Consider the following 11,745-nt stretch of genomic DNA (forward strand, 5'->3'; position numbering starts at 1 on the left):
GAACCGTTGGGGAGCCGAAAACCGTGCGGCAGCTCAACCGGGCGCCTGAACGTATGCTCCTTCACTTGGAAATCGCGGCATTCGCGGGAAATCGCGGATTCGTTCCGCGGTTTCCTTTTTTTCGCGCCGACGGGACGCGAATGCGCCGGACGGGGTAGCAGGAGCGAGCGCTGCCATTATATACTAGTACACGCACGGGAAAGGATGGATTACGGGACATGTCATCGCCAGCATTACCTTCATCGGCCTCATCGTCAGCATCGTCTTCAATACCCAACGCGCGTACGCTCGGCATCATCAAAGCGTTCAATTTTTTCATTTACGGCGCCATTTCCATTTACGGGACGTTTTTTCCGCTATATCTGAAAGATGCCGGCATGTCGAGCTTCGCGATCGGCCTGCTGCTCGCCGGCGGTCCGTTCGTGTCGCTGCTCGCCAACCCGTTCTGGGGCTATTGGAGCGACCGCCTCGAAAACGCCCGGCGCATTTTGCTCATCCTGCTGATCGGCAACGCGGCGGTGATGCAGCTCGTCTTCTCGCTGAAAGCCGTTTATCTGATTTTCGGCTTCATGCTGCTGTATTTCTTCTTCCAGAGCCCGTTGTTCTCGCAAAGCAACAGCCTCATTCTGGACGTGGCCGAGAAGACCGGGCGGAAATTCGGCGCGTTCCGGCTCTGGGGTTCGCTTGGCTGGGCGGTCATGGCGGTGGCGACGGGTCCGGTCCTCGAACGGCTGGCGATCGGCCGGCTGTGGATCGTGTACGGCATCATGATGGTCGTCTCCATCGGCTTGGCGTTTCTGCTGCCGCGCGGCGGCAAGACGGACACCGCCCGGAAGGAGCCCCGATCCGGTTCCCGGCAGCTGTGGACCAATAAGCCGTTCATGCTGTTCCTGGCCATCGGGGTGCTGATTTCGATTCCGAACTCGATGAACAACACGTTCGTCTCGATTTATATAGCCGACTTGGGCGGGAAGAGCACGCTGATCGGCTGGTCGGCGTTCCTGTCGTCGATCTTCGAGATTCCGGTCTACCTGCTCTTCGACCGCTTCCTGCGCAAGAACGAGCGGACGATGATCGGCTGTCTCGCGGCGGTCAGCGTGCTGTACGCGCTCCGCTGGTTCCTCATGTCGACGGCGACGACGCCGTATACGGTCCTCTTCATTCAGGCCATGCACTGCCTGACGTTCGCGGGCTACTACTACGTGGGCACGCAATTGACGGTCATGCTCGTGCCAAGGGCGTTCCGGGCTTCGGGCCAAGCGTTGTACGCGCTCAGCTGGGGCGGCGTGTCCGGCATCGTGGCCGGCGTGACCGGCGGCTGGATCTTCGAGCAGTTCGGCGCGCATGCGATGTACCGGATCAGCGCGGCGACGGCGCTGCTCGGCGTGACGGGCTTCGCGCTCCTGTACCGCTTCATCGCGCGGACGGCCGCGAGCGATGCGAACGTGCCAGGGTTCAGCGGGCGCTGACGGTATGCCCGAATCGGCCGCTTCGCCGTCCGCCAAGGACGGTATCCCGGCACGTTGCTTTTCCGGCACCGAAATTCCGGTACCGCAATTCCGACACTGCATTGCAATCTAGCGCTGCAAGGCGCTGCTGCGTTCCTGCATTGCCGTCCACCATCGAGTCAGGTCAACCCGCGGCGGGGTTGGCCTTTTTTTTCGCGTTATGCAGCGGATGGCGAACGAAGGCCGTCTAATAGGGTGGAGGTGGTAACCGTGAAGCCGGCCGGCTCGACAACCCATGAACCGATTGCGAAAGAACCCGCTCTAGCGCTGGAGCAGCTGATGGACCGCTTCGGCGCGCTCGTCCTGCGCACGGCTTATTTTTATACGGGAGATCGGCATCTAGCCGAGGATATCAGCCAGGAGGTCTTCCTGCGCGCGTTCCGAAAATGGACCTCGTTCCGGGGCGACAGCTCCGTCAAGACGTGGCTGACGACGATTACGATCAACGTATGCCGGGACAAAACGGGCGCGCGCATGTTCGCCGAGCAGCCTACCGACCCCAGTCGAATGGACCGGGGTCGTACGCTCAGCGTCGAAGACGAAGCCATCGAACGGCTGGAGAAGAGCGAGGTGCTGCGGCATTTGCTGCGCTTGCCCTTGCCGTATCAGGAGGCCCTTTACTTGTACTATTATCTGGAGCTTAGCACGAGGGAGATCGCGAACGCGACGCATGCGCCCGAAGGCACCGTGCGCAACCGGCTGCACCGCGCGCGGGAGGCATTGGCCCGGGAAATCAAAAAGGAGGCATCGACCGATGACCGATAGGGATCACACGATGGACGACGCGGATCATAAGCTCGGAGTACAGCTGCGGCAGGAGTTGGATGAGACGTTGTTCGCTTCGCTGGACCTCAGCGAACGCGCGAAGGGAGAGATTCGTCGGCGGGCCGCGCACGAGAAGGCGGGACGACGGCGCGCGTATCCCGCATGGCGGAGAACGGGGGCGGCCGCCGCGATCGCGGCGCTCCTGCTGGTCGCGGCGTTTCTGTTCGCCCGGCAGCCGGACGCCCCGGCTCCCGGCGGACAGCCGGGCGGCGCCGCGCCGGGCGGAAGCGGGTACGGCTCGGAGCTGTCGCAGCTCGAGACGAAGCCGCTCGGCTCGGCGGAAGACGCGAAGAAGGTCTTCGGCCCCGGCCTGCTCGTCCCGTCCGCGCTGCCGGAAGGCTACGCGCTTGCGGATATCGCGTCGACGGGCATGAAGGATCGGCCGGTCCGGGACGTGACGTTCACTTACGCGACCGCTTCGGGGGAGAAGACGATCACGTTCATGGTCAGCCGCGCGCCGGCCGCGTTCCCGGCCGAGATGTTCTCGCCGGCGAAAGTGAACGGCCAAGACGGCTACGTGTTCGAACAGCCGACGTTCGTCGAGCTGTATTGGACGAAGGACGGCATCCAATACGCCGTGCTCGGGCCGATCACGGCCGAGGCGGCGATGAAGATCGCCGAATCGGCGCAGCCTTGACGCTGCGTCGGCACGGCGGCGCCATCGCCAAGCGGCGCTCCGCGCATTTCCCAAAAGTCGCTAAAAAGCGACTTTTTTCTTTGGAATCCGAGCCGGGCGCCAAGTTGGGGAAGAAGACGCATCACGCCCGGAACCATTTTCTGGTAGGGTAGGAGGGCAAGCCGGATAGCCGCCATAGACGCGGAGGCTCGCCGATCGCGCGCGCGCAGCGCGGAGTCTGTTCGCGGATCTTGTACGCGAACGCGCTCCGCAAATTCCGTGCGCGCGGATCGCAAAGCCCGCGCGCGGGCTGCGGGTCAAGCCCGGCGAGTGCTGACGGGCGCTCGAATCGAGAAGGAGGAATATAATGCGTACGAGGAAGTTTATCGGCATCATCGGACTGGCCGCCTTGCTGGCTGCCGGGACGGCGGCGGCCAAGCCCGGACCGGGCGAGCGGCAGCCGCTCGTATTGGCAGCGGGCGCCCATAGTTTGGCCGCCAAGGGAGACGCGATCTGGGCCTGGGGCAGCGATAGGTACGGACAGTTGGGCGATGGCCGGCGCCCGATCGGCACGACGCCCGGGCAAGTGGTCGCCTTGAACGGCGTCGCGGCGATCGGCGCCGGCAGAGATCACAGCTTGGCCCTTAAGCAGGACGGCACCGTCTGGGCCTGGGGCGATAATTACGCCGGCTTGCTCGGCGACGGCGGCGGTCATGACCGTCCGGCGCCCGCGCAGGTCGCGGGCCTCGGTCCCGCGGCGGGCATCGCGGCAGGCGCCGCCCATAATTTGGCGGTCGAACGGGACGGTACGCTGTGGGCGTGGGGCGAGAATCTGCTCGGTCAGCTGGGCGACGGCACGGTCATCGACAGGTCCGTTCCCGTCCGGGTGACGGCGCTGGAGCGAGTCGACGCGGCGGCGGCGGGCAACGCGCACAGCCTGGCGCTCACCGAAGACGGCGCGGTATGGGCGTGGGGCGACAATGGGTACGGTCAGCTGGGCGACGGCACCTTCTCCTCGCGGACCGAGCCCGTTCGGGTAGAGGGGCTTGACGGCGTGTCGGCCGTCGCCGCGGGCGGCGAGCACAGTCTGGCGCTAAGAACCGACGGGACCGTGTGGGCATGGGGGCGCAACGGAGAAGGGGAGTTAGGCGACGGTACGCTCGAGAACCGGACTTCGCCCGCGCAAGTACCGAACTTGAACGCCGTGACCGCCATCGCGGCGAACGGCAATCACAGCCTGGCGCTCCGCGGCGACGGCACCGTCTGGGCCTGGGGAAGCGATGCTTCGGGCGAGCTTGGCGACGGCGGCGGCGCGGACAATCGGAACGCGGCGTTCCAAGTTAAAGGGCTCGATGACGTCGTCGCGATCGCGGCCGGCCAGGACCATAGCTTGGCGGTGACCAAAAAAGGCGACGTCTGGGCCTGGGGCGCCAACGCCTCGGGCGAGCTTGGCGACAAAAGCACGACGTCCCGCCAGAAGCCCGTCCGCGTCGCCCGCCTGGGCGAGGCGACGGCGCTCGCCGGCGGCGGCGGCCACAGCCTGGCGCTCGGCGGCGACGGCACCGTCTGGGCCTGGGGCGAAAACCATGCCGGCGAGCTCGGCGACGGAACGCCGCTCTTCCGGGCCGAGCCCGTCGCGAGCGCCAAGGTCAAAGGCGTGCTTGCGCTCGCGGCCTCGACGAACGGCGAGCATTCGCTCGCGCTGGCCAAGAACGGCGACGTCTGGGCGTGGGGCCGCAATCAGACCGGGCAGCTGGGCGACGGCACGACCGCGGACCGGTCCGAAGCGGTCAAGGTGCGCGGCCTCGGCAAAGCCGTCGCTATCGCCGCGGGCGATTATTTCAGCGTCGCCTTAAGGAAGGACGGCACCGTTTGGGCGTGGGGCAATAATTACTTCGGCTCGCTCGGGGACGGCACCAACACGAACAGCGCCAGGCCCGTTCAAGCGGCCGGGCTTCGGGCCGTCGCCGCCATCGCCGCCGGCGACGACCATACGCTGGCGCTGCGCGGCGACGGAACCGTCTGGGCGTGGGGCGAAAATCACGCCGGCGAGCTCGGGGACGGCAGCACGACGAACCGATCCGTTCCCGTGCGGGTGGCCGGGCTCGAGGCGGTCGTCGCCGTGGCGGCGGGCAGCGACCACAGCCTGGCGCTGAAGCGGGACGGCACCGTCTGGGCGTGGGGCGCCAATACCGAAGGTCAGCTCGGGGACGGCAGCACGACGAACCGGTCCGTGCCGGTCCAAGTGGCCGGACTCGGCGCGGTGACGGCCGTCGAAGCCGGCATCGATCACAGCCTGGCGCTGAAGCAGGACGGCACCGTCTGGGCATGGGGCGCCAACGGGTTCGGGCAGCTCGGCGACAACCGTACCGAATCGCGCGCAACGCCGGCTCAAGTCGCCGGCCTCGATTCCGCGGTTGCCATTGCCGGCGGCGACTACCATAACTTCGCCGTACGAAGCGACGGCACGGTCTGGGCGTGGGGCATGAACGGCGAAGGTCAGCTGGGCGACCGCACGACGGACAATCGCTTGTCGCCCGTGCGGCTGACGGGACTGCCGTTTACGGATCAGTAATGCAAGTCTTGGGATCTCAGGCACGTCTTTTTCCTTACTATTCCAAAAATAGGTTTCAAAAACAGCGTCAACGCAACGCCGAGCAACCCCATCGAACCTCGATGGGGTTGTACGCGTTGCGATGACCGTCCGTCATTCGTTTCGTTTACGGGAACGAAATCGCCACTTCCGCGATTTTGGCGCCGGACAGCTTGAACGCATGCTTGAGCAGGAGCGGATCGGGCAGGTTCGTCTTATCGAACTCGCCGTCGACCGTAGCGATGACGGCATAGTCTCCGTCTTGCCCGGCCGCTTCCGCGACGACGAAACGGACCTTCGGGCCGAACACCTCGGACCGGCTCCATTCCCCGATGGCTTCCTTGCCGTTGAAGACGCGTTTGAAATCAAGCACGCAAGCCTGGTCGTCGAACGCGGCCAGGAACTCGTCCGGGATCCCGTCGTTCGCGGCGGCGAAATAAGCGTTCACGGCATCTGGCAGTCGATTCATCTCTTATACCTCCTGGATTGGCGAGAATATTGGCGCGGCAGCGGGGTTGCGGTCAAACCGTCGGCACCGTGCCGCCGTCGATCACGAATTCGCTGCCCGTAATGGAAGCCGCGCGGTCGGACAACAGGAACGCGGCAAGCTCCGCGACTTCCTCCGGCATGCCCGGGCGCCCGAGCGGAATGCCGCCGAGCGAAGCCATCAGCTCCCGCAGCGCGGCTTCGCGGCTGCCGGCCGCCGTCGCGATCCGGTCGATCATCCGATCCGCCGCTTCCGTCTGAATGAAGCCCGGCGCGATCGTGTTGACGCGGATGCCTTTCGGCGCGAATTCCTTGGACAGCCCCTTGCTGTACGTGGTAAGCGCCGCCTTGGACGCCGCATAGGCCAAGGTCGTCTCGTACAGCGGCAGCTTGCGCTGAATGGAGCTGACGTGCACGATGGCGCCTTTGCGTTGTTCGGCCATGAACGGCAGCAGCTGCCTGTCCAGGCGAACGGAGCCGAGCAAATTCTGGTTCAAGGTCGCGATCCAGTCTTCCTCCGTCAAGGCCAATGCGCCGCCCGGAGGCGTGGATGCGCCGCCGACCGTATTCACGAGCAGGTCGACGCCGCCGAGCTTCTCCTTCACGGCGTTCACGATCAGCGCCGTGCCTTCCGGCTTCGTCACGTCGGCTTGCACGAAGTGAACGCGGGGGATCGCGTACGCCGCCGGAATCTCGCGAGCGGTCGTCAGCACGGTCGCGCCGGCTTCGGCCAGCCGCTTGACGATCGCGTAGCCCATGCCTTTCGTGCCGCCGGTGACGACCGCCCGTTTGCCCTCGAATTCTTGCGTATAGGATGCGATACTCATATAATCAGGCCTCCCGTTCATGATGATTGGATGCGTGCGTCGAGCACAGGAGTAAGCATACGCCGAACGGAACGATTCGTCTAATTTATATAAATGATGAGTATCATTACTTTCGTTCATGAAAAGTCGTTGTTACTCATGAAGCTCGTTTATCGGTTTGATGAAAAGGATGAATGATACAAGCCGAGCAGCGAGGCTTAAAATAAGGATGAGCTAAAAAGGGAAAAACAAAAGGAGACGAAACCCCATGCCTGCTTACGTTATTTTTATTCGGGAGCATACGAACGACCCGCAAGCGCTGGCCGTTTATTCGGCAAAAGCTCCGGGCGCGCTCGCCGGGCGTCCCATACGGCCGCTGGCCATGTACGGCGCGCATGAGGTCCTCGAGGGACCGGCCGTCGAAGGCGCGGCTTTGCTTGAATTTCCGAGCTTCGAAGAAGCCAGGGCCTGGTATTACAGTCCGGCTTATCAAGAAGCGGTCCGGCATCGGCTGCAGGGGGCACGTACCGCGGCATCCTCGTCGAAGGCGTATCCCGATAACCGCCGGATCCCGCGCAGAATCGCCGTGCCTTGACGCAAAGAAAGCCGACCGTTCGGAATCGAACGGCCGGCTTTTGACATTGCCCTTCACTGCCCTTCATTGCCCTCCATAGCCCTTCTTAGACAGGACGAAGCGTTCAGAACACGCTGTCCGGCACGTAATACACCTTCTGCGTATCTTTCTTGTCGTCGGGGTCCGCGACGATCGTGAAATACACGTTGCCGTCCTTGGTCTGTACGCCTTCGATCTCGTGCTTGCCCACGTTCGTCACGTTCACGAGCGTCTTGTAAGCGCCCGTGCCGGACATCATCGCGATCTGCGGCGTCTCGCCTTCCGCGCCGCCGGACGTGAAGATCTCCGAATCGTTCAGCATGTCGAGGCCCTGGAACGATCCGTTCGGCCGGACGATGCCGTCGCCCGATTGCGTGAAGCTGGCTACGCACGCGCCGACCGCCTCCGCGCTGTCCAGGCGGACTTGTTCGCTGCCGTCCATCAGCTTGTTCAGCGCGACCGTGTCATAGACGGACCACGTGACATCGCCTTCGGCGGTCTGCACGCGGAAGAGCGTGTACGCGCTGTTGCCGCCGCCGTCGACGCGATAGGTGTCGCCCAGCCGGGAACCGGTCTTGTCGGCGTAGTTCAGATAAGTGAACCGGTGAAGATCCGTGTAATCAAGCGTGGCGCCGGCGTCGTACTGAAGCCGCGCGACCTGCAGCGACCAGTCGTACGAGGTGGACGGGTCCGCTTTCGAGCTGAAATAGAAGTAGTTGACGCCGTTGTAAGTATACATGTCGAGCGTCTGGCCGTGGCCGGCGTTGGTGATGGTCATTTCGTCCACGTAGGTCGCGGTGCTGCCGCTCATGAGCAGCCGGGACAGGTAGACGGTTCCGCCGGAACGCTGCGTGACGTACACGTACGTCGAAGCGATGTACGCTTTTTGGACGGCGAGATTGTGATGCAGCCCTTTCAGGCTGTACGCGAGGGTCGCGCTTGCCGAGACGGTGCGCGCGGGCGCGGCCGCGAAGGCGGGCGACGCGATCGTGCCGAACAATAGACCGGCGATCGCGAACGAGGCCAGCACCTTCGGCTTTCGTGACGTCTGCCACTTGCGTGTCTTGAGCAGGGACGATTGATTGCGTAACATGCGGGAACCTCCTTGGATGGCGATGGAATCATGGCCAGACCGGTATGGAATCATGGCCACACCGGCACGGAATCATCCTGATTATCGCGGAGGAGGAAGCAGTTGGGAATAGGCAGCGGGTACCAATTCAGGTTAAGGTTTTGTTGCCGGAGCAGCGGAGAGCCGACGGGCGAATGGCATGGAACTGCCCGCAAAGCCGTACCTAACAAAAGGATACAAGCCCGTTCCCGGCATGCGGAACCGAACTTGTATCCTTGTTCGAGGCGGTGAACCGAATCGGGGAGGACGATGCCTTATTGGCCGAAGTTCCCGGAGAACTGCGCGACGACGGCTTGCACCTCGGCAACCTTGTCCGGCTTTAGAAGGGTGAGCATCTTCGGAACGAACCCTTCGACGTCGTCCTTGGAGAACGTGCCTTCGTCCTGCTTCCGGAAGTTCTCGGCCAGCACGGCTCTGGCTTCCTCTTCTTTGCCTTCTTGCACGCGCTGCAAAATAAACTGCGCAAACATGTCTTGTCCTTGCTTGTCCATGCGAACAGCCTCCTGAACGATCGTAATATAACACCATTTGGTTTCGTTTTTCATTATAACACCAAATGGTTTCGTGTCAATGGCAAAAAGGGGGAGGCGCCGCTACGCGTCCTGCGTTGCCGGCTTGGCTCGAACGAGCGAAACGAAATAGAGCAGCAGCGGCAGCAGCACGAGCGGAAGCAGGGACAGCGTCGACCAGGATTTCGCGACGCTTTCCTGCACGACGACCATGTTGGAGTAGCACATCAGCGCCATGACGATGCCGGCCAGCATGACCGGCCAGATCAGGATGTTCTCGTCCCGCAGTCGAAGGACGTGCGACGCGCAGCCGATCGTCGCCTGGAACACGATCAGGATCCGGACGAAGATGGTCAAGATCCAGATGAAGATCAAGGCGCCTTCCAGCCGCTCGAGAAACCCGCCGATGGAGACGTTTTTGGCCAGCAGATAGGTCGGATACACGTTATTGCCCGTCTGTTCGGGGCCGAGCATCATGATGCAGAGCAGCGTCAAGACCACGAGTACGCCATTGCCTGCCAGCGTGCCGCCGACGAGCGCGCGACGGCGGCCTTTGCCTTTGGCGACGTGCGGATAGAGCATCATCAGCAGCACCGAATTTTGCAGCGAGTAGAACGAGTAGGCGCCCCGAAGGATGGGCTTGGCGCCGAACTCGTACACCGGCAGCAGCCGCGAAGGATCGAGAATCGGCAGCAGGCAGAACAGCAGAATCACCAGCAGCGCCGCCGCCAACGGGAAGAAGATTTCGACGGCCCGGGCATAGACGATGCTCCCGGATTTCAGCGCGATCACGACGACGAGGACGAACAAAATCATGAGCGCCTCCACCGGCGTGTCCTGCAGCAGCTGCGTCGTCATGAAGAAGCCCATGGAGCCGATCATAAGCGAGCCGAGAAAGAAGAAATAGACCGTGTAGCCGAGCGTCACCGCCGCCCCGACCCACTTGCCGAGCAGCTTGTCGATGCATTGCGCCAGATTCAGTTCCGGATACCGTTCGCCGACCGCTGCGTACAGCGCGACCAGCAAGATGTTGACGGCGGATCCGACGATGCCGGCCAGCCAAGCGTCCTGCTTGGCGGCGATGGCAAGCCCGCTCGGCGCGATCAGGATCGACGTGCCGATCGTGACGAAGATGACGATGATGGTGTAGCAGCGAATGCTGATCCGATTGGCGTTGTCCAAGCTTGAGCGCTCCTTGCCCTAGCTGAGCATCGCGAAGATCGCATTGCTCAGCGGTTCGAATAGAATCATGGCCATGCGAAGCGGATTCGGCAAATCGACTTGCGTCAGCTGCATCGAGAACAGCGTCGAGCCCGCCGCCATCAAGGCGAGGAAAACCGTGATTTCCTTGCCTTTCCCTTGACCGCGCAGCGAACGAAGCTCGTACCAGCTGATGGCCGATACGACCAACAGGACGATGACGATGGCGATCATGCGGGACTCAGCCTCCTTTGCTCGTTTGATGGGTGACCGACTGCTGCGTCGTGCCGATCCGTCTCGTCGTGGTGTCGACATGCACGTAGACCGGAACGTCCTTATACGTTTCGTTCCAATCCTTGATCTGATGCCAGATCTTCGGATGCTGGCGATGTACCTGCCGGCCGAAGCCGAAGACGTCGATGCCGAGACGCTTCTTCGAATCCCGGACAGTCGTTCGGATAATGCCGGACACTTTCTTATTGGTGGCCTGGTCAAACCACTTCACCGTGGATTCCTTCGTCATGTCCAGGTTGCATTCGATATCCGAGATGTCCTGCTCGATCGTCACGTAGGCGTGGATGGACAAGTCGTCCTTGTTCGAGCCGCGCACCTTTACCTTGGCATGCGTGTTGAACAGCTCGACGGAGGCGCGCCCGTTATCGGGGCAGCGCAGGTAGCCCACGGTCCACTTAACGGAATCCGTCACGTAATTGATCGCTTTCGTGCCTTGCTCGTCCAGCCAGCCGACCAGGCGGTCCTTGTCGAACATGGCGGTACCGGAATATTCCAGGTTTCGGGAAGGCGCGATTTGCTGCTGCGCCCCGGCGCCGGCCGCCTCCGAGCCGCCGCCGGCGATCTGAATGCCGGTCATGAAGGCGCTCGCGCCTTCCGTTTCCATGTCGAGCAGCAGCTCGTTCAGCGTCATCATGCTCGTCGCCGCCCACTGCTTGTCGGAGTTTTGCAGCTTCGTGTACAGATTGTTGGCGGGAATCGGGTCCATCGGGCTGTAAACCTTCAAGATGTCCGACGCCGGGCGGTTCTTCGCGACGACTAAGTAGAAGTCGTTGCGCATCTCGGCGTAGCGGGACAAGTAATCGAGCGGCTTGCGCAAGCCTTGGCGCGCCGTCTGCTCCCCGATGACGACCATGCGCAGATGCGAGAATTGCAGCCGTCGCGGCGACAGCACCGACATGCGGCCGATGGCGTCGGGCAGCGTCTTGCCTTCCTGCTCGAACGTCACGACCGGAGCAAGGCGGGAGCCGGTATTGCTCTTCGGCGTCACCTCCGCCGGGTTGACGATTTGCACGGAGATATGATAAGTATCGCCGATCCGATCGATGCCGAGCCCGACGACGATGGAGATTTCGTTCAATTCCGTCCGGTCCCAACAGCCGGTAAGCGGGACGAGCGCGAACAACGATAGGATCGCGGAGAGGGTTCTCCTAAAGCGCACCTGC

13 protein-coding genes are annotated in these 11,745 nt (G+C 62.8%); 5 read left to right on the forward strand and 8 right to left on the reverse strand.

Translation table 11 applies throughout. The features are described 5' to 3' along the window. Positions 1-61: 61 nt before the first annotated feature. A complete protein-coding gene (locus tag I8J29_RS01990) occupies positions 62-319 on the reverse strand; it encodes a hypothetical protein (protein WP_208846259.1) in 258 nt (85 codons plus the stop codon). Between I8J29_RS01990 and I8J29_RS01995 the strand changes: the two genes are divergently transcribed. The 4 genes from I8J29_RS01995 to I8J29_RS02010 all read left to right on the forward strand — a co-directional run bounded on the left by I8J29_RS01995 (position 219) and on the right by I8J29_RS02010 (position 5,524). Beyond that, positions 219-1,469 (forward strand): MFS transporter, encoded by a 1,251-nt coding sequence (locus tag I8J29_RS01995; RefSeq protein WP_208845902.1) that lies wholly within the window; start codon positions 219-221, stop codon positions 1,467-1,469. The genes I8J29_RS01990 and I8J29_RS01995 overlap by 101 nt on opposite strands. A 234-nt stretch (positions 1,470-1,703) precedes the next feature. Beyond that, positions 1,704-2,273: a sigma-70 family RNA polymerase sigma factor gene (locus tag I8J29_RS02000; RefSeq protein ID WP_338113005.1), complete on the forward strand. Its 570-nt coding sequence runs from the start codon at positions 1,704-1,706 to the stop codon at positions 2,271-2,273. Beyond that, positions 2,263-2,970, forward strand: coding sequence for a DUF4367 domain-containing protein (locus tag I8J29_RS02005; protein ID WP_208845903.1), 708 nt, complete (start codon positions 2,263-2,265; stop codon positions 2,968-2,970). Before I8J29_RS02000 ends, I8J29_RS02005 begins: the two co-directional genes overlap by 11 nt. Positions 2,971-3,316: 346 nt before the next feature. Further along, positions 3,317-5,524: an RCC1 domain-containing protein gene (locus I8J29_RS02010; protein WP_208845904.1), complete on the forward strand. Its 2,208-nt coding sequence runs from the start codon at positions 3,317-3,319 to the stop codon at positions 5,522-5,524. A gap of 145 nt (positions 5,525-5,669) precedes the next feature. Here I8J29_RS02010 and I8J29_RS02015 read toward each other — a convergent pair whose 3' ends face one another. Continuing rightward, positions 5,670-6,011, reverse strand: a complete 342-nt coding sequence (locus I8J29_RS02015) for a nuclear transport factor 2 family protein (protein ID WP_208845905.1) — start codon at positions 6,009-6,011, stop codon at positions 5,670-5,672. Between the two features lie 52 nt (positions 6,012-6,063). Beyond that, on the reverse strand, positions 6,064-6,855 hold the full coding sequence (locus tag I8J29_RS02020) for an SDR family oxidoreductase (protein ID WP_208845906.1): 792 nt from the start codon (positions 6,853-6,855) through the stop codon (positions 6,064-6,066). A 247-nt stretch (positions 6,856-7,102) separates the two neighbouring features. Here I8J29_RS02020 and I8J29_RS02025 point away from each other — a divergent pair, with 247 nt between their 5' ends. After that, a complete protein-coding gene (locus I8J29_RS02025; RefSeq protein ID WP_240545820.1) occupies positions 7,103-7,429 on the forward strand; it encodes a DUF1330 domain-containing protein in 327 nt (108 codons plus the stop codon). A gap of 103 nt (positions 7,430-7,532) precedes the next feature. On the opposite strand, the gene I8J29_RS02030 is transcribed toward I8J29_RS02025, so the two are convergent. The 5 genes from I8J29_RS02030 to I8J29_RS02050 all read right to left on the reverse strand — a co-directional run bounded on the left by I8J29_RS02030 (position 7,533) and on the right by I8J29_RS02050 (position 11,741). After that, on the reverse strand, positions 7,533-8,540 hold the full coding sequence (locus tag I8J29_RS02030) for a phage baseplate protein (protein ID WP_208845907.1): 1,008 nt from the start codon (positions 8,538-8,540) through the stop codon (positions 7,533-7,535). 293 nt (positions 8,541-8,833) lie between these two features. Further along, complete coding sequence (locus I8J29_RS02035) at positions 8,834-9,070, reverse strand: hypothetical protein (protein WP_208845908.1); 237 nt, start codon at positions 9,068-9,070, stop codon at positions 8,834-8,836. A gap of 102 nt (positions 9,071-9,172) precedes the next feature. Continuing rightward, on the reverse strand, positions 9,173-10,270 hold the full coding sequence (locus tag I8J29_RS02040; RefSeq protein WP_208845909.1) for a GerAB/ArcD/ProY family transporter: 1,098 nt from the start codon (positions 10,268-10,270) through the stop codon (positions 9,173-9,175). Positions 10,271-10,288: 18 nt separating this feature from the next. Continuing rightward, a complete protein-coding gene (locus I8J29_RS02045; protein WP_208845910.1) occupies positions 10,289-10,522 on the reverse strand; it encodes a hypothetical protein in 234 nt (77 codons plus the stop codon). Between the two features lie 7 nt (positions 10,523-10,529). Next, positions 10,530-11,741, reverse strand: a complete 1,212-nt coding sequence (locus tag I8J29_RS02050) for a Ger(x)C family spore germination protein (RefSeq protein WP_208845911.1) — start codon at positions 11,739-11,741, stop codon at positions 10,530-10,532. Between the last annotated feature and the right edge of the window lie 4 nt (positions 11,742-11,745).

Origin of the sequence: Paenibacillus artemisiicola, assembly GCF_017652985.1 — a bacterium.
GTDB classification, from domain to species: domain Bacteria; phylum Bacillota; class Bacilli; order Paenibacillales; family Paenibacillaceae; genus Paenibacillus_Z; species Paenibacillus_Z artemisiicola.